The sequence below is a fragment of the Marinobacter sp. genome (assembly GCF_044799475.1).
Classification (GTDB): domain Bacteria; phylum Pseudomonadota; class Gammaproteobacteria; order Pseudomonadales; family Oleiphilaceae; genus Marinobacter.
In genome coordinates, this window is the sequence record NZ_CP085217.1 from 3,006,142 (window position 1) to 3,031,925 (window position 25,784).

Below are 25,784 nucleotides of genomic sequence, written 5' to 3' on the forward strand. Positions count from 1 at the left end.
CAGCAAGCGGCCGCGGCAACTTACCCAGGAAAATTAAGGGTTTCCCGCGAGCATCTGATGAAACTTCTGCGACAGATGATGCGGGTGCGCCGAATGGAAGAGAAATGCGCCGAGCTGTATACCCAGGAAAAGATACGGGGGTTTCTGCATCTTTACATCGGCGAGGAGGCAGTTGGCACTGGCGTTTTAAGCAACCTGGAACCGGACGACGCTGTAGTGGCAACCTATCGCGAGCACGGCCATGCGCTGCTCCATGGGACACCCATGGATAAGATTCTGGCTGAAATGTTCGGCAAGCAGTCAGGCTGTAGCGGAGGCCGCGGCGGCTCCATGCACCTGTTTGATGCTGCGACCCGTTTTTTTGGCGGCAACGCCATTGTCGGGGGTGGGCTACCTCTGGCTGTTGGCCTGGCATTGGCGGACAAGCTCAATGGCCGGAATCGGGTCACCGCCTGTTTCTTTGGCGAAGGCGCTGCTGCCGAAGGCGTTTTTCACGAGAGCCTCAATCTTGCAGCTCTGTGGCAACTCCCCGTGCTTTTTGTCTGCGAAAATAATCTCTATGCCATGGGAACGGCCCTGGGGCTTTCCCAGCATCAGACCGATGTCCATCTGATGGCGGCGGCTCATGGAATGGGCTCGGAAGGGGTTGATGGGATGAACGTGGTGGATGTCGAGTCGGCGGCCAGACAGGCAGTCAATGCCATCCGGGCCGGTGAAGGACCTCGCTTTCTGGAATGTCGTACTTACCGATTCCGTGCCCACTCGATGTTTGATCCTCAATTATACCGGGAGAAAAGTGAGGTTGAGCGCTGGAAAAAACGCGATCCAATTGCTCTTCTTGTCCAGTGGATGTCTGACAATGGCCAGTTGCACGAAGACGAGTTGAGCAATCTTGAAAACGATATTGCAGCAGAGGTTGCGCAGGCGATCGAGTTTGCAGAAAAGGGACCATGGGAGCCGGTTGAGCAATTAGGCGCCCACGTCTATCAGTTGTCCGACCCGAATTCTGCGCCTCCACCGCCACCATCCACGGCCAATCTTGAGCCCTTTGAGAGTACCTATCGGGAGGCATGCCGGCTGGCTCTGGAGGAAGCCCTGCAGTATGACCCACGGGTATTTCTCATGGGCGAGGATGTGGGCCATTACGGTGGCTGTTTTGCCGTGAGCCGCGGACTACTCGACCAGTTTGGCGCCGACCGGGTCCGGGACACACCCTTATCCGAAAATGCCTTTACCGGCGCAGGCATCGGGGCCGCCCTGGGCGGCCTGCGGCCGATCGTAGAAATCATGACGGTCAATTTCAGCCTTCTGGCCATGGACCAGATTGTCAATACGGCGGCGGCTCTGCTGCACATGTCCGGTGGCCAGTTCAACGTTCCTCTGGTAATTCGAGTGGCCACCGGCGCGGGCCGGCAACTCGGCGCCCAGCACTCCCACAGCCTTGAAAACTGGTATGCCCATGTACCCGGGCTCAAGGTACTGGCCCCGGCAACCCTGGAGGATGCTCGCTACATGTTGTGGTCGGCACTTCAGGATGCCAATCCCGTCCTGATTTTCGAACATGTGCGGCTCTACAACATGACTGGCACTCTGCGCCCTCAGCCTCAGGGTGTGGATATAAGCACCGCCGCCATCCGCCGCCCAGGCACAGATGTCACCCTGATCGCCTATGGCAGCGGTGTCCATAAAGCGCTGGAAGCAGCAGAGGGCCTTGCCGGCGAAGGTATTGACGTTGAGGTGATCGACCTGCGGGTACTGCGCCCTCTGGACAGGCCGACCCTGATTGCTTCTTTAGCCCGCACTCACCGGGCGGTTGTGATAGACGAAGCCTGGAAAACCGGTAGTCTGGCCGGAGAAATCAGCGCCATCCTGATGGAAGAAGCCTTCTGGGAATTGGACGCAGCGGTAAGCCGCGTCTGCAGCGAGGAGGTGCCCATCCCTTACGCAGGCCATCTGGAAGCAGCAGCATTACCCCAGACCGAAACGATAGTGGAAAGCTGCCGGCAGGTAATGAGAGGTGGCCTGTGAGCGATTTTGTAATGCCATCCCTGGGTGCAGACATGGACGCCGCAAACCTCATTGAGTGGTCGGTGAAGCCGGGGGACCAGGTACATAAGGGCGATGTCATAGCGGTTGTGGAAACCGCCAAGGGCGCGATTGAGGTCGAAGTCTTTGAAGATGGGGTGGTAGAGGAACTCTACACTCCCGTAAACACCCAGGTTCCGGTTGGCACGGCAATGGCCAGGATTGGAACCGTCCCCGGGGATGATGCAAAGACGCCCCGCCCCGAACCAGTCAGACAGACAGAAGCCCCACCCGCCACCGGCTCTGCGCCTCCAGTCATCCCGGAACAACCCGCCAGAGAGGCAGCAAAACCGTCCGGCGACAGCGTGTCATCTGTCACGCGCAAGGCTGCATCTCCTTTCGCACGCCGGCTGGCAAAGGAACAGGGCATTGACCTGAACTCCCTTCAGGGGAGCGGTCCAGCCGGCGCTATCCTTGCCCCGGATCTCGGCAGAACGGATCGAGCCGCGCAGGAACAGATTTCAGGCAGGGTGCCAGAGCAGACGCAGCCCGACAGACCATCAGAGGCACAGAAAAAGCCCCGGGCAGGGTTCGACACCGCGGGTATGCGACGTGCTATCGCGGCAGCGATGGCCAAATCAAAGCGAGAGATACCTCATTATTACCTGGCCACGACAATAGAGATGACGGCTGCCAGTCGCTGGCTGGAGTCATATAATGAGAGCCGGACTCCCGAACAGCGGCTTCTCCTTTCAACACTATTGATACGAGCCTCCGCCCTGGCCCTGCGTGAGTACCCCGAGATGAACGGCTACTATGAGAACGACCAGTATCAGCCGAGCGAGCAGGTTCACGTGGGGATGGCAATTAATCTCAGGGGAGGTGGTCTCATCACACCTGCCATTCTCGAGGCTGACCGGTTACCGCTACCTCAACTGATGCAGCGCCTCCAGGACCTGGTTCGGCGGGCCCGGGCCGGTGGCCTGCGCAGCTCTGAGATGACCAGTGCCACGATAACGGTCACCGCCCTGGGAGAACGGGGGGTGGAAGAGGTTTTTGGGGTTATTTACCCTCCCCAGGTCGCCATTCTCGGCTATGGCAAACTCTTGCGGCAGCCCTGGGCTGTAAACGATGCCATTGCAGTTCGACCCGTGATAAGGGCAACCCTGGCGGCAGACCACCGCGTCAGCGATGGCCACCGCGGCGCGTTATTCCTGGACCACATAGACCAACTGTTGCAACACCCGGAGCAACTCTGATGAACAGACAGGAAATCCGAGACGCCGTGATCGACGAACTGGTCAATGTTGCGCCAGACATCGATCGGGCAGAAGTAGAAGATGAAAAAAGCCTGCGGGACGAATACGACCTGGATTCCATGGACTCGGTGAATCTTGCCATAGCCATACACCGGCGGCTCGGCGTCAGCATTCCTGACTCGGAATTCGCCAGACTCCAATCCGTTCAGGACCTCGTCAATTACCTTCAGACCCATGGCTGCGGGGAGTGAAGGGTCTGCCCTGCCCGTTATCAGAACTCTGGCAGGTCATCCTTTTTCGTGTCATCAGGCACGTCTGTCATTGTGGCTTCAGTCAGCAGCAGAACGCTGGCGACCGAAACTGCATTTTCCAGTGCAATACGGACCACTTTGGTAGGATCGACAATACCTGTCGCCATCAGATCGACGTACTGATTGGTCGATGCGTCAAAGCCGATGTTGCCTTTACTTTCAAGCATCCGGGCGACCACCACGCCCGCGTCGACTTCCGAGTTCTCTGCAATCTTTCGAGCGGGCGCACCCAACGCCCGCCGGAGGATCTGCAATCCCGTTTTTTCGTCGCCGCCTGCTGACTTCTCCTCTTTCTCCAGCGCTTTGGTGCATCTCAGCAAGGCCAGACCGCCGCCGGGGACGATGCCTTCGGCGACAGCCGCCTTCGTTGCCGCTATTGCATCATCCAGTGCGTCTTTTTTGGCTCTCATCTCGGCTTCCGCCGGCGCGCCCACTCTGATCACGCCAACGCCCCCGGCGAGTTTTGCCAGACGTTCCTGAAGTTTTTCCCTGTCGTAATCGCTCGTGGTCCGATCCATCTCCGCACGGATCTGCGCAATGCGATTATCCAGAGCGACTCTCTCGCCTCCGCCGCCAATTATGGTCGTGGATTCCCGATTCACGATCACGCGACTTGCGAAACCCAACTGGTCAAGGTTGGTGTCCTGGAGCCGCAACCCAACCTCTTCCGAGACGACCTCACCGCCGGTAAGAACTGCGAGGTCCTGCAGCATAGCCTTGCGGCGATCACCATACCCAGGCGCTTTAACCGCGACACTGTGCAGAATTCCCCTCATCTGATTGACCACCAGAGTCGCCAGCGCCTCCCCCTCGACATCTTCAGCGACAATCAAAACAGGCTTGGCACTTTTTGCGATCTGCTCCAGTAGCGGCACCAGATCTGCCAGAGAGGTTATTTTGCGATCGCTCAGCAGCACATAAGGCTCTTCCAGAATCGATTCCATCTTTTCCGGATCACTCACGAAATAATGTGAGAGATAACCCCGATCAAACTGCATTCCTTCCACCACGTCGAGAACGGTCTCCGTGGTCTTGGCCTCCTCAACAGTTATAACGCCTTCATCCCCCACCCGTTCGATGGCTTCTGCAACCAACTCGCCCACTTCGGTATCATTATGGGCCGATATGGTGGCTACCTGGGCTTTCTCCTGACGGGTCTGAACCGGCCTGGACATTTGCCTGAGGGTGTCAATGCAGACTTTCAGGCCCCTATCCAGACCCCGTTTCAGGTCGATTGCACTAGCGCCAGCCACGACATTTCGAACCCCGTCAGCAAAAATTGCATGGGCCAGCACAGTAGCCGTGCTGGTTCCGTCGCCAACCGCCTCGCTTGTTTTCTCCGCTGCCTGCTTGAGCATCTGGGCGCCGAGGTTTTCAACCGGATCCTCCCAACTGGCCTCTTTGGCGATAGTGACGCCGTCATTGCAAACCAGTGGTGGGCCGAAGCCTCGCTGGATAAGTACCGATTTGGACTTCGGACCCAGAGTAATCCCGATCGTGTTTGCCAGATCGTTAACGCCTTTCAGAATTTTCTGCCGGGCTTCGGTGTGAAACAGGAGACGTTTGTGAGCCATGATTGCAAACTCCAGAACAAGAGATGGATAGCGGATTCACAGCTTTGGAAAGGATCCTGACTTAATGCTGGATGAATTCCCTGGCCTGCTCCCGGCCTCTATCAATTCCGGGAATGCCGCAGAAGCGGTGACCCTCGAGGGCCACCGCTGAGGGCCTAGGATTCGACATTGATCCTCTTCGGAGCTTTGGCCGGCTCACGTGGAACCCGAATTTCCAGCACACCATGAGTCGCCTTGGCTTTCACGTTCTCGGGATCCGTGGCGTCAGGCAATGCAAACCTGCGATAGAAACTGCCGCTGAAGCGTTCCAGCCGCTGATAGCCTTCTTCCTCCGTTTTCTTCTCTTCTTGCCTGCTACCCCGGATTGTTAACATGCCTGCGTCCAGGGTGACCTCAATCTCCTTGGGGTCGACCCCGGGAACATCGGCGGTTATTACATAAGAATCCTCTTCCTCTTTAATGTCGACTGCCGGCGTCCAGGCTACAAGATCCTTCTCTTCCCCTGCCTCTGTTTGAAAAGGCAGGCCCCGGAGACCCATCAGCCTGTTCAGGTCATCCTGAAACGCAGCGAGCGCTGACCCCCTGTATCTGCTTAACGTATTCATCGTTACCTTCTCCTCTGCCAGTCCGGCTGGATGCCGGGTATACAGATACTCTAATCCTGTCGGAAACCGGATCTTTTGACCCAGATCATGGTAATGGAGCGGTGCGACCATTTCTTGATTCAGCTCCAGAAACTTTAGAGCCTTGTACGAATTTCAGTCATGTTTTTTCCCGGCTAAATGCCCTACTCTGTTAGTCAAGCTTTATCGCCGGACGGACCATCACCGTTCCCGAACCAGCTGATTGACCAGGCGACACAGGTGTTCCGACAAACCCGGCAGACAGCCATCGAGCGCTGAGGTTTAAATGGAATCGATTCCTACCCCACCCACGCCGGCCCGTTTGCCAGGGTGCGACGTTTGCAGTCTGAGTAGCGTGTGCCTGCCCTTGGCACTGCACCCTGACGACATGAAATACCTGAGTGCAGTCGTCAGGAAAGCTGTTTTTTTCGACCGCGGACAAAGGATTTTCTCTCAGGGTGCGTCGTTCACATCATGTTTTGTGGTCAAGAGCGGTGCCATAAAAACCGTTATGACCAGTAAACGTGGCGACGAAAAAATACTGGGGTTTTATCTGCCCGGCGAAATGTTTGGGCTTGATGGAGTCAATGCGGGCTCCTATGCCTGCTCCGCCTACGCTCTTGAGCGTTCTTCGGTTTGTGAGATCCCTTTTGAGCGACTGGAAAAACTCATGTCGGAGCTGCCCCACCTCCAGCATTATCTGCTGCGGATCATGAGCCAGGAAATCGCCGCTGCTGAGGATCTGGGTATGCTGCTAAGCGTAAATACAGCGGAGGAGCGTATCGTCTCCCTGGTTCTGACCCTGTCATCACGGCACGCAAGGCGGAGGATGCCCCACCTGAAGTTTCGCCTGCCCATGTCGCGGAGTGACATCGCCAATTTCCTGGGCCTCGCTGTCGAAACCGTCAGCCGCATTTTCGGCCGTCTTCAAAAAGCGGGCCTGGTGAAATTCAGTAGCCGGGAAGTCGAGATTCTCGATCTAAGCGCCCTGCAGCGCCAGCTTCAGCAGGTCACCGAACGCGACAAAGCATGCCCGCTTCAGCTGATAACCATGCCCCGTGCTGGGCGGAGCTGAGGTGTCCATTAGGCGCCCAACCTGAGTTCTCCCCGGCAAAAGCGCCACCTGGCAGCTGGTCCGATGACCAAAGGCGGGGATCCATGCGTCGTGTCATTACGCCCTGGACCGGGTTATCCCCAACTGTTCGTTGACTGCATCACGAATCTCCCGGTAATGATCAGGATCATTGATTAACCGGTCCAGGTCATCCTCGGGAAAAATCTCATTCTTCTTTTTCCGGGCTTCCTCTTTTGTAAAAATGGCCGGTAATAATTGCTCCAGACACCGCAGCATGACCTCGGGCGAAACTGAAGCCCCCGGGGATGCGCCAAGCAGAGTTCCGTAGGTTTTGTCTGAGGAGACGAGGATTTCCGTACCCATCTGCAAATCTCCGTCTTTTATTATCTGCACCCGCTGGCCGGCCTGAATCGGTTTCCAGTCAAACCTTTTACTCAGGCCAGGGGCAAAGCTGTCAAGTTCCTCAAACATGCTCTTTTCACCCTTGAAGGTCTCTGAGACAAGATATTTAACCAGGGGGAAATGCTCCAGAGCGACATTCAGCAAGCCAGGGATATCATGGGGACGGATTGATGCAAGGTAATCAAAGAAACCACGCCCCCTTTCGAGACGCGGCTTAAACGACGCGAAAGGACCAAAGAGCAAGTAGTGTCTTCCATTCACAACCCGCAGGTCCAGATGCGGAACTGACATGGGCGGCGCGCCAACTTTCGCTTTGCCATAGGTTTTGGCCCGGTAATGGTCGGCCTCTTCTTTGCTGACAGGAGCCTGCAAAAATCGCCCCCCCACAGGGAAGCCGGCAAATCGCCTCCGAAACGGCAGGTGGCTTTTTTTCAACAATGGAAATGCACCGCCACCTGCGCCTACAAAGAGCACATCCGCCTTGTACTGGACTGGTTCACCACTGGTGTCCGCTTCAATAACCCAGCGTCCGGTGGGGCTCCTGTGCACCCGCTTCACATGAGTGCCGTATTTAATGCTGACACCCAGGTCCCGTACCGCATGCTCTGCCATCTGCTCGGTTAAAGCACCAAAGTTAACGTCCGTGCCGGTCTCAACGAGGGTGGCAGCCATTTTTTCATGGCGAGGGCGTTCCTCCATGACGTAGGGGATCCAGCTTTTTATTTCATCAAAGTCTTCGGAGTAACGCATCTGCTCAAAAAAGTGATGAGCAGACATTTCGCTGAATCGCAATTTGAGTTCTTCAATTGCAGATTCGGAAACAATGGTGCAGTGCCGGGTTTGATTAATAAACGTTTCAGGTTCTTTGACAGCGCCTTTTTTAACCAGATGGGCCCAGAACTGCTTGGCAACGTTGAACTGGGCATGGATCTTCAAGGCTTTCTCAACCGAAATAACCTCTTCATCCACGGGGGTATAGTTAAGCTCGCAGTTCGCTTCGTGGCCCGTGCCGGCGTTCCAGAATGCCGAGGAGTTTCCTTCCCCGGGACCGTCCAGTCTCTCCAGAATGGTGATATCCAGGTCGGGTGCCATCTCTTTTGCCAAAGTGGCAAAAGTGGTGCCCATAATCCCCGCGCCGATGATAATTACGTTCATAAAGTCTGCTCGTCAGTCTGAATGTTGTGATATCGGTTAACAAATCCCCAGGTTATAAAAAACCCGGACTTTGCCATATCATGAAAACCTGTCGCGGGCCCTGGATGAAGCTCCTGCCGGAAGAAATCGCAACACAGCAGAGATGTGGAGGGTTTCGCCCGCGAATGGAGCATATCATCACAGCCAGGAGGCGGGAAAATACGCGCTCACCATAATAGTATCTGTCTCTTGTCCGAGGTCCCCTGCCACCAGGTCAAAGGTCGACAGGACTCCGCCCCCGCCTCACGCGAACCATGTCCGCGACAATGGCCAGGGCAATCTCAGCTGGTGTTTTGCTGCCAAGATTGAGGCCGATAGGCATGTGAATGCGTTCGATTTCGGCCTCGCTCAGACCTCCCGTGCGGCGGAGCCGCTCGGCGCGGGCCTGAGACGTCCGCATGGAGCCCATGACACCGATATAACTGGCGGGAGTTCTGACGGCAGCCATCATGGCCAGATCATCAATGCGGGGGTCGTGAGTGACTGCAACCACCGCCGTCGACTGGGTGCATGCGCCTTCTGAGCCGATGTAAAGCGAAGGCAGCTGAGGGATGAACTCAACTCCCTCGGGCAACTCGAGATCCCTGGTGATCTCGTCCCGCGGGTCGCAGAGTACGACCTGGTAACCCAGGCTGAGGGCAAATCTGGCACAGGCGTCAGCTACTGTTGAGTACCCGGCAAGAATCAGTCTGGCGATGGGACCAACACGAATCCGGACGGTCTCTGCGCCCTCCTCGCGGATAACCCGGGGCCCATTCCGTTCAGTTTCTTCCAGCCAGCTGCTGCCATCCGTAAGGCTGACCCGGCGCGCGAGCTCCTTCTCCCCACACAAAGCTTCCCTGACCTGCTCCAGGTGAGACAGGTTTGCCGGGTCGGCGACCATCCGCTCTACCAGAACCTCCAGAAGTCCACCGCAAGGCAAGCGGATGCGGGAATTTTCGGGGCTATCGCCCGGCGCGCCGTAGCGTACGATTACTGTCGGTAATTCATAGTCACCAGCAGCCAGGCGCTCCAGAAAATCCTCTTCAACGCAGCCGCCCGAGAGCGAGCCCACGTGGTTCCCCTCGGAGGTGGCAACCATGAGCGAGCCCGGCTCTCTCGGCGATGAGCCAAAGGTGGACAGAACGGTGCAGAACCAGATGGTTCTGCCGTTTGACAGCCATTCGATGGCCCGTTGAACTACCTGATAATCCAGGCTTTGCATGACTATCCGCCCAGTTGATTCCCGACAGGAAGACGCCGTATGCGTTTCCCGCTGGCGGCATAGATAGCATTGCAAAGGGCTGGAGCAACCGGCGGAAGGCCGGGCTCACCCGCTCCACCCATGGCGTCGTCCGGATTGTCGATCAGGTGCACCCGGACCACTTTTGGTGCGTCTGACATTCTCGGAATCAGATAGCTATCGAAGTTACCCTGCTGGGCTACGCCATCCTTGAAGGTCACCTCACTTTTCAGGGCCACGCCAATACCCATCACGCAGGAGCCTTCAAGCTGCGACCGGATCCGCTCCGGATTGGCCTGGGGTCCACAGTCGAAGGCAATGTCCGCCCGGTGGATGGTCAGCTCGCCCCCGTCGTCCACTTCCACGTCAAAGACAATCGCAGTGTAGGACACAAAGCTGTGGTGAAAGGCCAGCCCAAGGCCACGCCCCTTCGTTGTCTCGCGCCCCCAGCCAGCTTCTTCCGTGGCGCGCTCGATTACCCTGCGCATGCGAGCGGTGTCGATCGGATACAGGTCCGGATCCTCGCCGTAATTCCAGCCATCGCCGACGGTCAGATTGTGAATTTCACGTCCGGATCCGAGCAGATCCAGCACATAGTCCCGGTGATCTTTCCCGGCCGCCACGGCCATCTCATGGGCAAAGCTCTGGATCGCCCATGCATGAGGCAGATTGTAGACTGAGCGGAACCAGCCGATGCGAACATGGGCCGGCGCTGGCGGGTTTTCCAGTCGGATGGCGGGAATGCTGAAGGGCATGGTGTTGAAGCCCATGCCAAGCTCGAATTCGGCCTTGTGCTTTGGATCCGGAGAAAACAGGGAGGAGATGCTCGGAGACAGAGTCCTGTGTCGCCAGCTGGTGGCCTTTCCTTCCCCGTCCAGACCTGCTTCCAGGTGATCGACGGATACCGCGTGGAAGTAGCTGTGCTGGATATCGTCTTCCCGGGACCACTGCAGCTTGATGGGTTGTCCCTCGAATTCCTTCGCCACCTGGGCCGCCTCGTTGACGAAATCCGGTTTCGATTTGCGTCCGAAGGCGCCCCCGAGCAGGGTCTGGTGAACTGTGACATTTTCCTTGTCCACTCCCAGTACTCCTGCAATTCCCTCCCGGGTCGCTCTCGGGTTCTGGACCGGCGCCCAGGCCTCAGCCTTGCCGTCCTGGACCCTCACCACTGCCACCGGCGGCTCCATGGGAGCCTGCGCCATGTGGGGCATGTAGTAGGTTGCCGAAACCCGCTGGTCCGCATCTTTGAGCGCCTTCTCGACATCGCCCCTCTGCCGGATGACCTTTCCGGGGGACTGCGCAGCCTTTTCCAGCGACTCCCGGTAAGCATCGGAGGTGTAATCGGCATTGTCCCCGGCCGGGCCCATGTCCCATTCAATGTTGAGGGCCTTGCGACCCTCCATGGCAGCCCAGGTGTTGGTGGCCACCACGGCAACGCCACCGAGAGGGTTGAACGCGGCCGGCTGTCCGGTGCCTTCAATGCGGACAGTCTTCTTGACGCCAGGCACTTTGAGGGCCTCGCTGTCATCGACGCTTTTTACCTTGGCGCCGTAAACAGGCGGACGGGCCACCACCGCGTAAAGGGTGTCCTCCAGATCCACATCGGCACCAAAAACCGCCTTGCCGGTGACAATGTCTTCACCATCAATGGCCCTGGGATGCGCGGATTTCAGCTCGCCGTTGATCAGCCCGGATTCCCTGCCGATGAAACGCAGTTCGCTGTCGGACTTCAGCACCAGGGCATCCCGGCCGGGAACCTCCAGTTCCCTTGCCGCTTTTGCCAGATCGCCAAAACCGAGTTCCCTGCCCGATGGCTGGTGAACCACTTTGTGGATCCCGGCCTTCACCTCATGCACAGGAACATCCCACTCGTTGGCTGCGGCTTGCTCAAGCATCAGCCTTGCGGCAGCGGCCGCACGACGCATGGGCTGGTACCAGTGACGCATGCTGCGGGAGCCATCGGTATTCTGGTTGCCGTACTTGTCCTGGTCTGCGTCCGCCTGTTCCGCACGGACCTGGTCCCAGTCCGCGCCCAGCTCATCGGCAGCTACCATGACCAGACTGGTACGGATTCCCTGCCCCATCTCCGCGCGATTGTTGATGATGGTGACAATGCCATCAGACTCTATGTGAATAAATACGTTTGGATTATCTACCCAGCCACCGGGCATGGCGCCGGCCCCGAACTGGGCCATCTCATTGGCCAGCCCCAGATCCCAGCGCGCGGCCAGCAGTAGCGCAGAGGCCCCGGCCATCCCCTTAAGAAGGCCGCGGCGGCTGACGTTGGCAAGCAGCAGTTTATCGTCAGATCGGCTCATGAGCTGGCCTCCTCGTCTGTGGCCCGCTCAACAGCGGCCAGGATGCGATTGTAGGTACCGCAGCGACAGAGGTTACCGGCCATGCCGTCGACAATTTCCTGGGTCTCCGGCTTCGGTGTTTTTTTCAGAAGAGCCGTGGCATTCATGATCTGCCCGCCCTGGCAAAAACCGCACTGAGCCACGCCCAGGTCCAGCCACGCCTGCTGGACTTTGCTGCCAACCGGGTCGTCGGCCATGGCCTCAATGGTTTTGATTTCACCTCTTGCGGCAGAAACCGGCGTTACACAGGATAATACTGCCGCCCCATCCATATGAACCATGCAGGCACCGCACTGTGCGATACCACATCCGAACTTGGTTCCTTTCATCCCAACAACGTCACGAATAACCCAGAGCAGGGGCATGTTGTCCGGGACGTCCAGTTCGTGCTGTTCTCCGTTTATGGTCAGGTTGATCATGAATCTCTCCCATCATCATGTGGTCGGGGGCTTGGGCTGATGTTAACTGCAAGCTTTGAGCTTACTCGCCAACAAAACGCGCCACCACCCTGAATCCGGACTCCGCCCTCGAATTTTTCGCCCCTGTTGAGCTTATAATAGTAGTTTGAATTTTAGCCACAATACCTTTCGTTCCGCCGCAGCACCTGCTCCATGCACCGTTAAGGCAGGTGTACCTCGAGGGCTCGTGGTCGGAACTCCCTGTAAGCTTCAGATTGCCTGCACGACCTTCGAAAGGCTGTCCCTGACTTTTCCGGCAACCTGCTTGAGTTCGTCATTATCAATGGCGGACATGGAAGCCACGGGGTCTACCGCGCTGACCTCTACACCCTCGGAAACCTCACGAAGAATGACATTGCAGGGCAACATGGCGCCTACACGGGGTTCCAGACCGATAGCTTCCCAGGCCATGCCGGGATTGCAGGCCCCGAGAATCCGATAGGCCGGCATATCCTTATCCAGCTTTTTCTTCATGGTGGCTTTGACGTCTATTTCCGTCAGTATCCCGAAGCCGTGATCTGCAAGCGCCTTGCGCGCTCTTTCGTCCACGTCCTCGAAATCGGCATCTTTGATAATTCGGTTAATCGTGTATGACATGACTGTCTCCAATGATTCAGAGGTTATTGACCGCGTCTGGTCACACTAACATGTTTCCCCGGTTGCCCAATCAGAACCAGATCCGGAAACCAGCCACGAGCGACGTTTCCGAAGTTGGCTCGTCAGCGTCTTCTGCGAGGTCACGGGTATCGCCATAAAGCTGATTCCATCGCACGCCGATGTACGGCGCGAACTGCCGAACGATCTCATAGCGCAACCTTAGTCCGGCCTCGGTGTTGTTGAGTCCGCTTGCCAGCCCCAACTCGGGAGTGTCGCTGGCGCTGAGGTTAAACCCAAGCCGTGGCTGAAGAATGAGACGCTGGGTCAGCAGAAAGTCGTACTCGACCTCGCCACGGAAACTCAGGTCGGTTTCTTCGCTGACGTACAGGGAGGTATCCGTTTCAAACCAGTAGGGGGCGAGCCCCTGCAGCCCAAAAACGGCGTAGGTTCTATCGGGACCGGGGCCGGGTCTGGTGTCATGACGAAGACCCACCTGCACGCCCCAGAAGGGTGCGATCGTACGATTGTACAGGGCCTGGAACTCCGCTTTTTCCGGATCGCCGGAAGTTGGGCCCTCACCTTCTGTTTTCCACCAGAACTTGTTGTAATCACCGCCGATCCAGCCCTGGATATCCCACAGATAAGATTCACCCTCGCCGCTCGTACCATACTCAAGCCGATCGAAAATGGTAAAAGTGTAAACCTCTGAGTCCGGGATGAAGTTCTCCCAGTCGGCCGGTGCACCGCTGTACGCAGTTCGATCGCCCGGCGGCAGGACGATGGTCGGATCCATAATCCTGCCGGGTAAGGTGTCGGCCTTTTCCCCGGCCTCCTGTTCAGAAGTGCCGGCTGGCCCGCTGTCGTCTGGCATAGCTCCGATGGTGCCCGATATGAAGCTCAGCAGCGCAACAGCAACGGCGTATTTAAACATTGTTTCAGGCATCACGCGCTCCTTCGCTGTCGGTTGGGATGATGCGAACCACCCGAAACATGCCCATGTCCATATGGTAGAGGAAGTGGCAATGAAAGGCCCAGCGGCCGGGCTCGTTGGCAGTGATCAGGAGTGAGACCCGCGAGCCTGGTAACACGCTGATGGTGTCCTTGAAGGGCAAATACTCTCCCTGGTCATTCTCCAACTCCATGAACATCCCATGCAGATGAATGGGGTGCTCCATCATGGTGTCGTTGACCAGAACCAGCCGAACGCGCTCCCTGTAGGGGAAGTCAATGGGGCTGTCGGCGTTGGTGTACTTCTCGCCATCAAAAGACCACATGTACCGCTCCATATTGCCGGTCAGGTGGATCTCGACGGTATAGCCAGGCTCGCGCCGGTCCGCCATGCGCCTGGTATTGCGCAGCTGGCTGTATGTAAGAACCCGGTGCGGAGCGTCCTTCAGACCGGTGCCGCGCTCGGCCAGGCGATTGCGCTGCACATTGGCCACAGTGACGTTGCCGGGACCGTGCTGGTCCGGCCCATGGTGGGCGATAATCGGGCCCGCAGGCTCCATAAGAGCGAGGCTATCGTCCTCGCTCTTACCTGATGTGGCGTGACCGTCCTGCTTCATGGCATTCATGTTATCCATGGCCATGCCCATGTCGATCATGGTGCGATTAGGCTGATCTCTCAGGGATGGGACTGCCGCGCTCATGCCAGCTCGCGGCGCCAGGGTGCCTCGAGCATAGCCGCTACGATCCATGGATTCGGCCATGATGGTGTAGGCCCGGTCTTCCCGTGGTTCTACAACGACATCGAAGCGTTCCGCAACACCGATCTGAAACTCATCCGTCTCGACCGGCTCCACATTCTGGCCATCGGAGGCTACTACACTCATGGAGAGGCCTGGAATGCGTACATTGAAGTAGCTCATGGCTGAGGCATTAATCACCCTCAGGTGCACCCGTTCGCCGGGCCTGAACAGCCCGGTCCAGTTACCCTCCGGATGCATACCATTCATCAGGTAGGTATAGGTGTAGCCGGTGACATCGGCGATATCACGTGGCGACATGCGCATAGATCCCCATGCCAGCCTGTCGCGAACAGTTGCCTGCAACCCCGCCTGGGAAATATCTTCGGCAAGGTCCTCGACGGTGCGTTTGCTGAAGTTGTAGTAATCGCTCATTTTCTTGAGCCGGGCCAGCACATGGTGCGGGTCTTCGAAGGTCCAGTCGCTGAGCACAAGCACATACTGCCGGTCGGCAGGGATGTGGTCCTCGCGGCTCTGTGGATGGATGACAAGCGGGCCATACTGCCCGAGCTGCTCCTGTATACCGGTATGGCTGTGATACCAGTAGGTGCCGTACTGGCGCACCGGAAAATGCGCTTCGAAGGTCTCGCCCGGGTCGATGCCGGGGTAGGCGACGCCGGGAACCCCATCCATCGTGAATGGCAGCAAAATGCCGTGCCAGTGAACTGAAGTCGACTCGTCCAGGTGGTTATGCACGCGTAACAGCGCATTTCTCCCTTCCCAGAGTTCCACAAGCGGCCCGGGAAGTGAGTTATTGACGGTGATGGCCGATGCACGGCCACCGGCGATATCAATGGCCTGGCGCCGGATGTGTAGATCCATCACCACGTCCCGCGCTGGCCCTCCCGGGACGCGCCCCGCGGCCGGGGATATGGCTCCGGCATTGCCGGCGCGTGCGTAGGTTGGCAATAACGTGTCCAGACCCGCGACCAGACCGATGCTGACCAGCGCCTGGAGCAGTCGCCTTCTTTCCTTGTCAAAATTATGCTCGGTCATTGAAAACCTCCTGGAGGCAGGGCTGAGTGTTGCTGCCAGCGGGTCTGATCAAATCTTCGCCCGGCGCAGAAGTTGCGCGTTAATCGCCACAATGACTGTGCTGGCAGACATCAAAATCGCACCGACCGCAGGCGAGAGAAGGATGCCCATCCAGAAAAGGACGCCTGCCGCAAGCGGAATGGCAACAATGTTATAACCCGCCGCCCACCACAGGTTCTGCACCATTTTTGTGTGGCTGGCGCGACTCAGGCCAACGATCCTTGCAACGTCTCTTGGATCGGACCGCACAAGAACCACATCGCCGGCCTCCACCGCCACATCTGTTCCTGCACCTATGGCGATGCCCACATCCGCAGTGGCCAATGCCGGAGCGTCATTGACACCGTCGCCGACCATAGCAACGATTTTGCCCTCTTTTTGCAGCTGCCTGATCTTGTCCGCTTTTTGATCCGGCAGGACCTCGGCAAATACCGTATCGATACCCAGCTCACGGGCAACTGAGTTGGCAACGGCCGTCGAGTCTCCGGTAAGCATGGCGACCTCAATACCTTGATCGTGCAACTCACGGATTGCATCGTAAGATTCATCTTTAATCGCATCAGCAATGGCGAAGACCGCGAGCACCTTCCTGTCTTCGATCAGGTAAATTGCAGCCTGCCCTTCCTTGCCAAAATCCTCAGCTGCCTTCTGAAGCGACTCGGCGACATCAACACCAAGTTGCTCCAGCAAGGCGGGGCCCCCTACCTGAAGCTTCCGGGAATCGACCTCAGCCTCAACTCCCTCTCCCGCCTTTGCCTTGAAATGTCGGGCCTCGGGAATCTCAAGCTCTCGCTCTTCGGCGCTCATGTACAGCGCCTTGCCAATGGGATGTTCTGAATCCTGCTCCACCGCGGCAGCCAGCTTCAGGACTTCATCAGGGTCCTCTCCTTCTGCCGCAACCGTGTCGATGACCCGGTGCTCGCCCAGGGTCAAGGTGCCGGTCTTGTCGAATACCACGGTATGAAGATTGCGCGCCTGCTCAAGGCCGCGACGGTCCCGGACCAGCAGGCCATTATTGGCGCCGAGTGTGGTGGAAATTGCGGTGACCAGAGGCACCGCCAGGCCAAGCGCGTGGGGGCAGGCAATGACCAGAACGGTCACCACCCGGCTGATGGTGAAATCCCAGGTGGCGCCGGCAAACAGCCAGGCCGCAAAGGTCAACACGCCCGCGCTCACTGCCGCTATCGTCAACCAGAAAGCGGCACGGTCAGCCAGGGCCTGGGAACGTGAGCGGGAACTCTGAGCTTCTTCCACCATTCGCATGATGCCCGCAAGCGCCATCTCGTCGCCGGCTTTGGTCACTTCAACTCGCAGGGAGCCCTCGCCATTTACGGTACCACCGACTACCTCATCGCCTTCCCGTTTTTCAACCGGCCTGGATTCGCCCGTAATCATGGACTCGTCCATGGAACTCTGGCCTTCTTTTACCACGCCATCCACAGGTGCGCTCGCGCCCGGCTTTACCAGGATGAGATCCCCTTCCCTGAGCTGGTCGGCCGGTACTTCCTCCGTTTTCCCATCCACCAGCCGCAAAGCAGTGTCGGGTATCAGCTTGGCCAATTCTTTCAGGGCGCCCTGGGCCTGGCTCACAGAACGCATCTCGATCCAGTGGCCGAGCAGCATGATGGTGACAAGCGTGGCCAGCTCCCACCACAGGTCTTTACCAGGAAACCCCAGAGTCACGGCCAGACTGAACACAAAGGCGACTGTGATCGCCAGAGAGATCAGCGTCATCATGCCCGGCTCGCGGCCCTGAAATTCATGCCATGCGCTTTTGAGAAAAACCATTCCGCCGTACACAAACACGACGGTGCCGAGAACCGGCGCTATCAGCCATGAACCGGTAAAATCAGGCGCTGAATAGCCAAACCAGCTCTGGATTCTCTCGCTGAAGAAAAGGATAGGGAGAGTCAGAATCAGGCAGACCCAGAATTTGCTTCGAAACATGGCCACACTATGACCGGCATGTTTGTCGTGATCTCCATGCTCATGCCCTTTGTCATGCTCATGGCTCTTTGTGTCGCGCACCCCTTCTTCCTGACTGTCAGCGCCCTTATGCTCGTTCCCGGAAGAGTCCATTCAAATCTCCTTTTCTTTTGTGTTACGAGAAAAGCAGGCGCTATCGAGGGTCAGCCAATGGGGTTCCGGAATTCGAAAAAATCTCCTGTTTCCTCGGCGCGCATCTTTGCCTGGCCCGGCTCCGCCATTTCCCTGTGATGAACCTTGAATTTTCAGCCTACTCATTTAACCTCAGTGACTCAATTACCAGCATTAAACATACATGGTTAACTTTGTCTCAAGTCAATAGCGGGACAGCTCGGGGAGAAAAGAAGCATATATTATTACGCTCCAGCGCCAATTCCACTGGTCGCAGCCAAGGCAGTCAGCCGAGGACCAGAGCGATGATAAAATGCGTACCACCCAGTCGTGAAAAGACAATCCCCAGCATTAGCTGAAATCCCGGTTATCGATTTCGGGCCTGTGAAGCGTTCGCAAGTCGCCGCCATTGGCCCCAGCGCGGGATGAACATGGGCAGTCGCCGTTCATAGGCTCGATAGGCATCGCCGAACCGCCTGATCATCTGCTTCTCCTCGCGCCTGGCAAGCCAGGTGTAGACCAAAACGATCACGGGAAAGAGCCCGACCGATCAGAAAAACCACTGCACCTCGATCAGCCCTAGCGGCTCTAAACTCCCGTATTCGCTGTCGTCGTCACCTCCGAACCACTGGGCTCCTGCAGTCAGGTAGATTTCCCGTTTAAGTGGAAGTGTCCATGTGGACCGCGGGTAAAGCACCCAGCTGGCATCATCCGCATTGCGAATAGCCACCACCCGATACTGCCAGAACGGATTGATATCCTGCCATGCCAGCAGCCCGCCATAATGTCGCCCGGTATACAGTGGTTGTGTGGAAACCAGCCTCAAGAGGTCCAGGTTTCCCGGTGGGGCGGGCTGACCGTTGTAGAAATACTCCAGTGCCAGGTTGAAACCGTTGCGAAATGCCCAGTTCACATCTGCCACCCCCTGCCAGTAGCTGTCCCCGGTATCTGGCTCACTCCAGACGATTTCGGTACGCCAACCGGTGCCAGCCACCGAGCCACTGCCGCTCACAGCCGCTTTGGTAGCGCCGGCGAACTCACCTACCATCACGCCTGCATCGACCCCGGCAACAAAACGCTTGGCCCTCGCCGCCGTGCTGGCATCTTTGTCACTGTGTTGCGGTGCATGAACTGCGCTGACTCGACCAGTCGCCCCCCAGGAGCTGTCCCACAACAGCGCGTCTACGCCTATGCGTTCATCGGGCTCCAGTTGAAGGGGGCTTACAGGATTGAGGATGTCCATGGGGTTCCAGATCAGGGCGGTGGACCAGTTCACCTGTTGGCGCCCAAAACGGAAATCCCCGGCTGGCGAGCGCCACTGTATCGTGCCACGGTAGAGTTGATGACGCGCCAACACATCCCCTGACTCATACACGTCGCCCTGAAGATCCCAGTAGCGTGGGTCGGGAACATCTCTGAGCAGGGCGAATTCCGGGCTGTCCAGAAAACTGCCTGTCACCAGCTCCAGGTCGTAGGCAGCATCCAGAACCCAGTCTTCATATCGATAGCGGGGCTCCAGACGCAGGCGGGTAAGGTTCGAGAAGTAACGATCGTCGTCAACCAGCGAGCGTGAGCCAACGCTAAGATTCTTGAGTGAGCCCGCATGGCTGAATTCCGCGTTCGCGTTTGAAGCCAGCATCAGTCCGGCTATGGACACCAACACCAATGAAGCGCGACTAACCATGCCGAATGGCCTCCACCGGATCCAGTCGTGAGGCCCGCCACGCCGGATACAGCGCCACCAGCACCGAGCACAGGAATAACAACAGGCTGGGCAACCAGACATGATCGAAAATCAACACCGGATAGATCCGGTCGGTAATGCCCGGGATGGCCTCCAGCGCGCCGCTGATCGAGGAAAGATCAATGCCGGTCTGGCCAAGCCAGTAGGCGAGCAGGCTGCCAACTACTGTTCCTGCCACCATACCCAGTACCGCAAGAAAGAATGCCTCAAACAGAATCGTCAGTTGCAGCTGTCCCCCTTTCGTGCCCAATGCCAGCATGACGCCCAGTTCCCGGGTGCGCTCCATCACCGACATCACCATGGTGTTCATGACGCCAATGGCGACCACCACAAAGACCACCGACAGTATGAGATAGAAATCCACCTTGCTCATCTCTACCATCTGTACAACCACAGGGAGCAAGGTTTCCCAGTCCTGGGCCACCAGCCCGTGGTTGGTCAGAGGCGACGATTCGTTCAGGGTATTCGCCAGGGCCGCACTGTCTGAGCGATCCGACAGTCTCAGCACAATCCGCGAGACTTCGTCATCCTGCAGGCCTCCCAGGCTGCGGGCAGCATTGATATCGATGAATGCATACTCTGTGTCGAACAGGTCACTGCCGGTGCGGTAGATACCACGAATGGCCTGGGCGCTGGAGGCAAGATCTCCACCAGCCTGCTGAACCGTGATGACCAGCTTATCCCCCAGGCGAGCATTCAACTCGTCGGCAAGTTTTTGGCCGATCACAATCCCCTTCTCCCCTGACTGAACGTACGTGCCCTGCTTCATGTACCTGGAAAGCTCCGTAACAGCCCTCTCCCGCTCCGGTGCGATACCCACCAGTTCTACCGGCAGGCTTTTGCCCGGGTTTGCCACCATGGCTCTGACCACCACCCGGGGTGCGGCGGCTTCGACTTCTGGCCGCTCCTGCAAGCGCTGACCCAGCGCCTGAGCGTCGGAAATGCGCAGGGCCGGCGACAGATCGACATCGTGCCCCTGCTCCATCACCTGCACATGTCCGCTAAGCTGCTGGGTCGAGTTGTGGATCATCTGCTCGAAGAACCCATCGGCAAAGGCGTACAGGAACAGATAGGCGGCCAGCCCGAACGCGGTGGCAGATGCGGTAATCACTGATCGCTTTGGATTGCGGAATACCGAACGTAATGCCATTTGCGCAAAAATCAGCAGCCGATGATCAGACGTCACCTGCCAGTGAATTCGGCGGATACGATTGGTCACATTGCGACGTGCGCCCATCGCCTCCAGCGGGCTGTTGCGGCTGGCTTTCCAGGCGGGAAGGAGCGCTGCCAGCAGTGCTACCGTTACCACTACGACACCGATCACCACCAGGCGTGAGATTTCGATGGTGGGATAGACGATGCTGCTCAGCCCCGGCATGGTATCCATGGCCTTGATATAGGCACTGAAGTCCAGCCCCTGGGTACCGAAGTAGCCGGTCAGTGACAGCCCCAGCACCAGCCCCAACAGGTAGCCCAGGCCGGCCAGAATCGCTGTTTCCAGAAGCACCAGCCAGACAATGCGGCTGCTGGGCGTACCCAGAGCCATCATTACGCCGAATTCCCGGCCGCGCTCCAGCACCGACATCAGAATGGTATTGACGATGCCGGCCGCCACCACCACAAACACCACGAAGATGACGATGTAGGCGACGGCGTCATGAAACGTGACCATTTGCACCAGCGATGGCATCAGCGCCGGCCAGCCAAGAACCTCCACGCTGTGGTCCTGCAGCTGATTCCGCAGGCTTCCAACCACCGCCTCGAGCTGGCCTGAATGCTCTACGCGGGCAGCAATCTCGGTAAACCGACCCTGGAAGGCATACAGTGTCTGGGCGGATGCCAGGGGCATCTGGGCTACAAAGCCATCAATACGTTTGATGCCGGTTTCGAAAACACCCACCACCTCGAACCGGTCTGCGCCAATGGAGCCGTCCGCTGCCTGGACCACCAACACCAGCTCGTCTCCCGGGGAGGTACTCAGGGCACTGGCGGCGTCCACGCCCATAACGATCTCATTGCCCCCCTCCAGATAGCGGCCGCGGATGATCGACCGATCAAGCCGGGTGACCTGCGGCTCTGTTGTGCTGTCGACCCCCATTACCTGCAAGGCCCGTGACTCGTCGGCATGGCTGGCCAGCGCATTGCCCGTCACCCTGGGAGTGGTCGCCGCGACACCGGTTACGGAGGACATTTCCTCAGCAAGGTTCCAGCGCTCGGCAACGGCAATATTCATTTCCCGGTCGTCGTGAAATCCGCGCTGGTGCACTTTCAGGTCGCCGGTCACATAACCGGTCATGTTGTTGATCATCTGGGCATTGATGCCATCGATAAAAGCCCAGAGAAACACCAGCCCACCCACACCGACGGCCACCGACAACAGCGTAATGCCGGTACGCCGACGATTGACCCGAAGGTTGCCAAACGCCAGGCGCAGCCATGCGATCACGATCGTCGCTCCTCACGCTCAACGCCACCATCCCGGAGATGGATTACCCGCCGGGCGCGCTCCATCACCATCGGATCGTGAGTGGAAAACACAAAGGTAATACCGTGCTCCGCATTCAGCCCCCGCATCAGGTCCAGCAGGGCCGCACCGGTGGCGGAGTCGAGATTGGCGGTTGGCTCATCGGCCAGGACAATGGCGGGTTTGCTGACGATGGCCCTGGCCACCGCAACCCGTTGTTGCTGGCCGCCGGAGAGTTCGTGAGGCAGACGCTGTTCCATCCCCTGCAGCCCGACCTCCGCGAGAATACGCCGCGCCTCTGCCCGTCGCTCCCGAAACGGAACGCCGCGAAGCATCAGCACGTACTCCACATTCTCCTGAGCCGACAAGACGCCGATCAGGTTGTATTCCTGAAACACAAAGCCGATTTTCCATAATCGCAGCATGGTGCGCTTCTTGCGGCTGAGCCCGGTAATTTCCTCACCCGCCACCTGGATGCGCCCCGCATCCGGTTCGTCCAGGGCCCCGATCTGGTTTAATAGGGTGGTCTTGCCCGAACCCGACGGCCCCACCAGCGTTGTGAACTCACCGGGCTCGATCGCCACGGATACATCGTTCAGCGCCTTGACGGCGATTGAGTCCTGCTGATAAATCCGTGACACATGCTGGACATTGACGATGCTCATAGCGGAGCCTCATTCCGGGTTGCGCAGGCGACGCAATGAGAAAAGCGCTTCGTCTACAGGAATGTCGAATTCAATGGATTCAATCAGGATGACCGTGCGGGACTCGGGATTATCCGCGTCAACCATCGTCCAGCGGGTAGGGATCCGGCGCCCGTCCATGGTTTTGATCTGGTCATAGGTCAACCGTTTGACGACCTGATCCCGCTCCCCGTAGTAGGCCACCGACACGGGAATACCGTCCGCGCGAATCTCAAATTCAAGCTGGCTCCAGACCACCGGTGCATCGGGCCGTGGCGTTGAGATGACCCGGTACACCGGCACCTCGCCAGAATCATCTACCCCGGCAACCTCATGGGTGTAGTCGTCGACAAAGGAGCTTTCCTTGACCAGATCATCGTTGCTGAAGTTGGAACCCATCCATGGCTGCAGCATCATCGACGGGGGAATCTTGATGGTGCGATCAACCTTGGGAAGGTAATTCCACATGGCATCACCGATTCTCAGCGAGCCAACGCCAGCCTCTTTTTTCGGCGAGTGAATCCGGATCAGGGTGTGGTCCGGCCGATCCATCCAGGCTTCGAGCTGTAGCTCCCGGGTCCAGTATTCACTCTCTATTCGCATGGTGGAGCGACCGTGACTGCTGTCTGACCAAAGGGTCTGCTCCATATCTTCGATCAAAGAAACAGCCGAGGGAGTAGCCGCGAAAAGACGACCGGATATGGCAAAAACAAGAAGAGCGCTTATCCAGAATCTCATCGTCCAAGTCCTTACTCAGTAATCTTCGGGCCTGGCGTCGCGTTTCCCGTAACGTCACTGGGTCTCAATCGATATCTGATGACCTATCCCGTCCAGTGGAATCTCATCTACCGTAGCAAGAGAAACCGGGTCCAGTATCCAGAGCTTTGCCTCCCCGCGACTGGTTACCAGAATCTGGCCATCCACAGGAGAAACTGCCACGTGGTAGGGAGCCGGTGTCAGTTGCACACTTGTTCGGGAATTAGGCTGGAGCTCTATGCGAACGAGTCTTTCATCGCCCTGACTGGTCGCAAAAAGAACCTGCCCATCGGCACTCAGGCCCAGACCATGAGGCGCCTCCCCGATTTCGTAACGTGCCGTGACAGCACCTTCAGACAACATGAGAGCAACCGCTTCACCGGCGGCAGCGTCATTGATGTAAAGATGATCCTCGTCGGGGGCGAGCGCCATATGCTCGGGTGCCCCGCCTATGCGTACATTTCGCTTAACAAACCAGTTCCGCGTATCCACCTCGCTAACGGTGCCATTACCGGTATTGCTGACGAACAATGTCTGGCCGTCGCCCGTCGTCGCTATGTAGTTGGGAGAAGGGCCAGTCGCGATGACTTCAACGACTTCTCCGGAATCCAGATCCACAACACTGATACCGCCATCCATCGGATGTGTGGAGACCGCGTAACGGCCATCCCGTGTTACCAGAACGTGATGCACAGGCCCCGGCACTTCAAACACGCTGTCAATTTCGTTGGTACTGGTATCCACCACGTAGATACGCCCCGTACCCGCCTGTTTCGGAACCGCGCCGCCCTGTGCCCCATGGTGGGCAGCATGCTCGTCTTCCGTGACACCCTCTGGACGAACGGGCGGTTCCTGATTGTCATGGGCCGTCAAACTGCCCACAATAAGGTAGCGACCATCCGGAGTCAGTGCGGAACCATGGGTGTTAATTGTGCCGGAAATCGTCGACGTCAGACGACGGCTTTCCAGATCCATAACACCTATGGAATCTGTCGTCCCCATGGGAATAAAGGCGCGGCTACTTCCCGCCGACACTGCCAGTGGTAGGCTCATCAAGAGCGCGGCGGTAAGACCTGCAAACCACTGCTTGCGTAACTGGCATTTCATAAGCTCACCTTGTGTTCGGAACGGCGGAATGGTTATTTATCGTCGGATAAGCGACGTTTACACGCTTGCCAACATAAAAATGCTTCAATCTGAGTTGAACACGCCAGGCTGAAACAGAACTGAAAACCATCACCAAAGATTTATCTATTTGATGTGGATCAATCTGACTAACAGAAGCCCGGCTATCAGACCGAAACTTAGTTTCAGCTAAACGCCTGGTGGTGATGCCCGAATGCACAATGAAACCAGAAATACCCAGCAAACAGCCAATACCGATGCAGCTCGACTCAATCGCCATTGTTACTGCATTACCCTTGATCAGGACGCCCTCAACTCAAACCTCCGCGACCAATTTTCGGGCACCGGCATCGGTTTCCCGACCACAGCACTCCCGGAACTCGACCACTTCTTCTCTGATACAGCCGTTTTCGTCCCCATAACTGACATTATGACGATGGAGAGAACTGTCCAGGCGATTGAGTCAGCGAGCAAGATGCCTTCTTACCTGACAGAAGCCCTCTCGTGGGCCCCAGACACTGCACAGTTTGACCCCGGCCCTCTCGGAGCATTTATGGGCTATGACTTTCACCTGGGGCCCGAAGGTCCGCAGCTGATCGAGATCAACCGCTGATCCTTGACCCTGGCGAGCTCACATACGCCAATGGCGAGCTTACGGCTGGAGGACAACGCATTGACATGGTGTACAACAGGCTGGTGGATTTCGCGCTGGAGGCCCCGCATCATGCAACGTTAAGACGTGCGTATCTCGACGCAAACTGACCTGCCGCGTTTTTGAAAACATTCTCGAGGGCGATTACATTGCGCAGGACCTCGTTCCCCCGGGGGGAGCGAGGCCTCAGAATTGATGACACGGTAACCACCGGAAAGGTCGATATTCGCCTGTACACCTACGGTGGCAAAACACTGCTTACCGCTGCCCGCATCTACAAAGGGCAGACCACCAACTTTCGCACGCCGGGAGGCGGATTTGCCCCCATCTTTCAGGTATGAAGCAGGTATGACCAGGGAGGACTGCCCTGGTATCAATAAGGTTCA

21 protein-coding genes are annotated in these 25,784 nt (G+C 57.6%); 6 read left to right on the plus strand and 15 right to left on the minus strand.

From position 1 onward, the window contains the following. The first annotated feature begins 57 nt into the window (after window positions 1-57). Genes pdhA through LG327_RS13900 form a run of 3 tightly spaced genes read left to right on the plus strand, consistent with a single transcriptional unit; the run spans window position 58 to window position 3,535 of the window. Window positions 58-2,028, plus strand: coding sequence for a pyruvate dehydrogenase (acetyl-transferring) E1 component subunit alpha (gene pdhA, locus LG327_RS13890; protein ID WP_404362722.1), 1,971 nt, complete (start codon window positions 58-60; stop codon window positions 2,026-2,028). Continuing rightward, window positions 2,025-3,284 (plus strand): dihydrolipoamide acetyltransferase family protein, encoded by a 1,260-nt coding sequence (locus tag LG327_RS13895; RefSeq protein WP_404362724.1) that lies wholly within the window; start codon window positions 2,025-2,027, stop codon window positions 3,282-3,284. The genes pdhA and LG327_RS13895 overlap by 4 nt, the downstream gene beginning before the upstream one ends. Further along, window positions 3,284-3,535: an acyl carrier protein gene (locus tag LG327_RS13900; RefSeq protein WP_404362725.1), complete on the plus strand. Its 252-nt coding sequence runs from the start codon at window positions 3,284-3,286 to the stop codon at window positions 3,533-3,535. The genes LG327_RS13895 and LG327_RS13900 overlap by 1 nt, the downstream gene beginning before the upstream one ends. 20 nt (window positions 3,536-3,555) lie before the next feature. On the opposite strand, the gene groL is transcribed toward LG327_RS13900, so the two are convergent. Both groL and LG327_RS13910 read right to left on the minus strand, forming a co-directional pair. Then, entirely contained in the window at window positions 3,556-5,169 is a 1,614-nt protein-coding gene (gene groL / locus LG327_RS13905; RefSeq protein ID WP_404362727.1) for a chaperonin GroEL, read from the minus strand. Between the two features lie 155 nt (window positions 5,170-5,324). Beyond that, a complete protein-coding gene (locus tag LG327_RS13910; RefSeq protein WP_404362728.1) occupies window positions 5,325-5,774 on the minus strand; it encodes an Hsp20/alpha crystallin family protein in 450 nt (149 codons plus the stop codon). 406 nt (window positions 5,775-6,180) lie between these two features. Between LG327_RS13910 and LG327_RS13915 the strand changes: the two genes are divergently transcribed. Continuing rightward, a complete protein-coding gene (locus LG327_RS13915; protein ID WP_404369432.1) occupies window positions 6,181-6,867 on the plus strand; it encodes a cyclic nucleotide-binding domain-containing protein in 687 nt (228 codons plus the stop codon). 96 nt (window positions 6,868-6,963) lie between these two features. Here LG327_RS13915 and LG327_RS13920 read toward each other — a convergent pair whose 3' ends face one another. The 13 genes from LG327_RS13920 to LG327_RS13980 all read right to left on the minus strand — a co-directional run bounded on the left by LG327_RS13920 (window position 6,964) and on the right by LG327_RS13980 (window position 24,728). Continuing rightward, window positions 6,964-8,424, minus strand: a complete 1,461-nt coding sequence (locus tag LG327_RS13920; protein ID WP_404362730.1) for a malate:quinone oxidoreductase — start codon at window positions 8,422-8,424, stop codon at window positions 6,964-6,966. 253 nt (window positions 8,425-8,677) lie between these two features. Further along, the gene (locus tag LG327_RS13925) at window positions 8,678-9,667 is read right to left on the minus strand and encodes an XdhC family protein (RefSeq protein WP_404362732.1); all 990 of its coding nucleotides are present in this window, start codon (window positions 9,665-9,667) and stop codon (window positions 8,678-8,680) included. Window positions 9,668-9,669: 2 nt separating this feature from the next. After that, on the minus strand, window positions 9,670-12,003 hold the full coding sequence (locus LG327_RS13930; protein WP_404362733.1) for a molybdopterin cofactor-binding domain-containing protein: 2,334 nt from the start codon (window positions 12,001-12,003) through the stop codon (window positions 9,670-9,672). After that, window positions 12,000-12,461, minus strand: coding sequence for a (2Fe-2S)-binding protein (locus tag LG327_RS13935; RefSeq protein ID WP_404362735.1), 462 nt, complete (start codon window positions 12,459-12,461; stop codon window positions 12,000-12,002). The genes LG327_RS13930 and LG327_RS13935 overlap by 4 nt, the downstream gene beginning before the upstream one ends. A gap of 249 nt (window positions 12,462-12,710) precedes the next feature. After that, window positions 12,711-13,097: a DUF302 domain-containing protein gene (locus LG327_RS13940; RefSeq protein ID WP_404362737.1), complete on the minus strand. Its 387-nt coding sequence runs from the start codon at window positions 13,095-13,097 to the stop codon at window positions 12,711-12,713. 70 nt (window positions 13,098-13,167) lie between these two features. Then, on the minus strand, window positions 13,168-14,040 hold the full coding sequence (locus LG327_RS13945; protein WP_404362739.1) for a copper resistance protein B: 873 nt from the start codon (window positions 14,038-14,040) through the stop codon (window positions 13,168-13,170). Continuing rightward, on the minus strand, window positions 14,033-15,838 hold the full coding sequence (locus tag LG327_RS13950) for a copper resistance system multicopper oxidase (protein ID WP_404362741.1): 1,806 nt from the start codon (window positions 15,836-15,838) through the stop codon (window positions 14,033-14,035). Before LG327_RS13950 ends, LG327_RS13945 begins: the two co-directional genes overlap by 8 nt. 48 nt (window positions 15,839-15,886) lie before the next feature. Next, on the minus strand, window positions 15,887-17,956 hold the full coding sequence (locus LG327_RS13955) for a heavy metal translocating P-type ATPase (protein ID WP_404362743.1): 2,070 nt from the start codon (window positions 17,954-17,956) through the stop codon (window positions 15,887-15,889). 568 nt (window positions 17,957-18,524) lie between these two features. After that, entirely contained in the window at window positions 18,525-19,658 is a 1,134-nt protein-coding gene (locus LG327_RS13960) for a hypothetical protein (RefSeq protein ID WP_404362745.1), read from the minus strand. After that, on the minus strand, window positions 19,651-22,164 hold the full coding sequence (locus LG327_RS13965) for an FtsX-like permease family protein (protein ID WP_404362747.1): 2,514 nt from the start codon (window positions 22,162-22,164) through the stop codon (window positions 19,651-19,653). Before LG327_RS13965 ends, LG327_RS13960 begins: the two co-directional genes overlap by 8 nt. Next, the gene (locus LG327_RS13970; RefSeq protein ID WP_404362749.1) at window positions 22,161-22,847 is read right to left on the minus strand and encodes an ABC transporter ATP-binding protein; all 687 of its coding nucleotides are present in this window, start codon (window positions 22,845-22,847) and stop codon (window positions 22,161-22,163) included. Before LG327_RS13970 ends, LG327_RS13965 begins: the two co-directional genes overlap by 4 nt. A gap of 9 nt (window positions 22,848-22,856) precedes the next feature. Next, entirely contained in the window at window positions 22,857-23,603 is a 747-nt protein-coding gene (locus LG327_RS13975) for an outer membrane lipoprotein-sorting protein (protein WP_404362751.1), read from the minus strand. A 54-nt stretch (window positions 23,604-23,657) separates the two neighbouring features. After that, window positions 23,658-24,728: a YncE family protein gene (locus LG327_RS13980; RefSeq protein ID WP_404362753.1), complete on the minus strand. Its 1,071-nt coding sequence runs from the start codon at window positions 24,726-24,728 to the stop codon at window positions 23,658-23,660. A gap of 232 nt (window positions 24,729-24,960) precedes the next feature. Between LG327_RS13980 and LG327_RS13985 the strand changes: the two genes are divergently transcribed. Beyond that, window positions 24,961-25,359, plus strand: a complete 399-nt coding sequence (locus tag LG327_RS13985) for a hypothetical protein (protein WP_404362755.1) — start codon at window positions 24,961-24,963, stop codon at window positions 25,357-25,359. A gap of 188 nt (window positions 25,360-25,547) precedes the next feature. Then, window positions 25,548-25,739, plus strand: coding sequence for a hypothetical protein (locus tag LG327_RS13990; protein ID WP_404362757.1), 192 nt, complete (start codon window positions 25,548-25,550; stop codon window positions 25,737-25,739). Window positions 25,740-25,784: the final 45 nt, after the last annotated feature.

What these genes read in the sequence shown, in the direction of transcription:
- pdhA (WP_404362722.1), top strand. Translation starts at nt 58, where the DNA reads ATGAAACTTCTGCGACAGATGATGCGGGTGCGCCGAATGGAAGAGAAA.
- LG327_RS13900 (WP_404362725.1), top strand. Translation starts at nt 3,284, where the DNA reads ATGAACAGACAGGAAATCCGAGACGCCGTGATCGACGAACTGGTCAAT.
- groL (WP_404362727.1), bottom strand. Translation starts at nt 5,169, where the DNA reads ATGGCTCACAAACGTCTCCTGTTTCACACCGAAGCCCGGCAGAAAATT.
- LG327_RS13910 (WP_404362728.1), bottom strand. Translation starts at nt 5,774, where the DNA reads ATGAATACGTTAAGCAGATACAGGGGGTCAGCGCTCGCTGCGTTTCAG.
- LG327_RS13915 (WP_404369432.1), top strand. Translation starts at nt 6,181, where the DNA reads ATGAAATACCTGAGTGCAGTCGTCAGGAAAGCTGTTTTTTTCGACCGC.
- LG327_RS13920 (WP_404362730.1), bottom strand. Translation starts at nt 8,424, where the DNA reads ATGAACGTAATTATCATCGGCGCGGGGATTATGGGCACCACTTTTGCC.
- LG327_RS13925 (WP_404362732.1), bottom strand. Translation starts at nt 9,667, where the DNA reads ATGCAAAGCCTGGATTATCAGGTAGTTCAACGGGCCATCGAATGGCTG.
- LG327_RS13930 (WP_404362733.1), bottom strand. Translation starts at nt 12,003, where the DNA reads ATGAGCCGATCTGACGATAAACTGCTGCTTGCCAACGTCAGCCGCCGC.
- LG327_RS13935 (WP_404362735.1), bottom strand. Translation starts at nt 12,461, where the DNA reads ATGATCAACCTGACCATAAACGGAGAACAGCACGAACTGGACGTCCCG.
- LG327_RS13940 (WP_404362737.1), bottom strand. Translation starts at nt 13,097, where the DNA reads ATGTCATACACGATTAACCGAATTATCAAAGATGCCGATTTCGAGGAC.
- LG327_RS13945 (WP_404362739.1), bottom strand. Translation starts at nt 14,040, where the DNA reads ATGCCTGAAACAATGTTTAAATACGCCGTTGCTGTTGCGCTGCTGAGC.
- LG327_RS13950 (WP_404362741.1), bottom strand. Translation starts at nt 15,838, where the DNA reads ATGACCGAGCATAATTTTGACAAGGAAAGAAGGCGACTGCTCCAGGCG.
- LG327_RS13955 (WP_404362743.1), bottom strand. Translation starts at nt 17,956, where the DNA reads ATGGACTCTTCCGGGAACGAGCATAAGGGCGCTGACAGTCAGGAAGAA.
- LG327_RS13960 (WP_404362745.1), bottom strand. Translation starts at nt 19,658, where the DNA reads ATGGTTAGTCGCGCTTCATTGGTGTTGGTGTCCATAGCCGGACTGATG.
- LG327_RS13970 (WP_404362749.1), bottom strand. Translation starts at nt 22,847, where the DNA reads ATGAGCATCGTCAATGTCCAGCATGTGTCACGGATTTATCAGCAGGAC.
- LG327_RS13975 (WP_404362751.1), bottom strand. Translation starts at nt 23,603, where the DNA reads ATGAGATTCTGGATAAGCGCTCTTCTTGTTTTTGCCATATCCGGTCGT.
- LG327_RS13980 (WP_404362753.1), bottom strand. Translation starts at nt 24,728, where the DNA reads ATGAAATGCCAGTTACGCAAGCAGTGGTTTGCAGGTCTTACCGCCGCG.
- LG327_RS13985 (WP_404362755.1), top strand. Translation starts at nt 24,961, where the DNA reads ATGCACAATGAAACCAGAAATACCCAGCAAACAGCCAATACCGATGCA.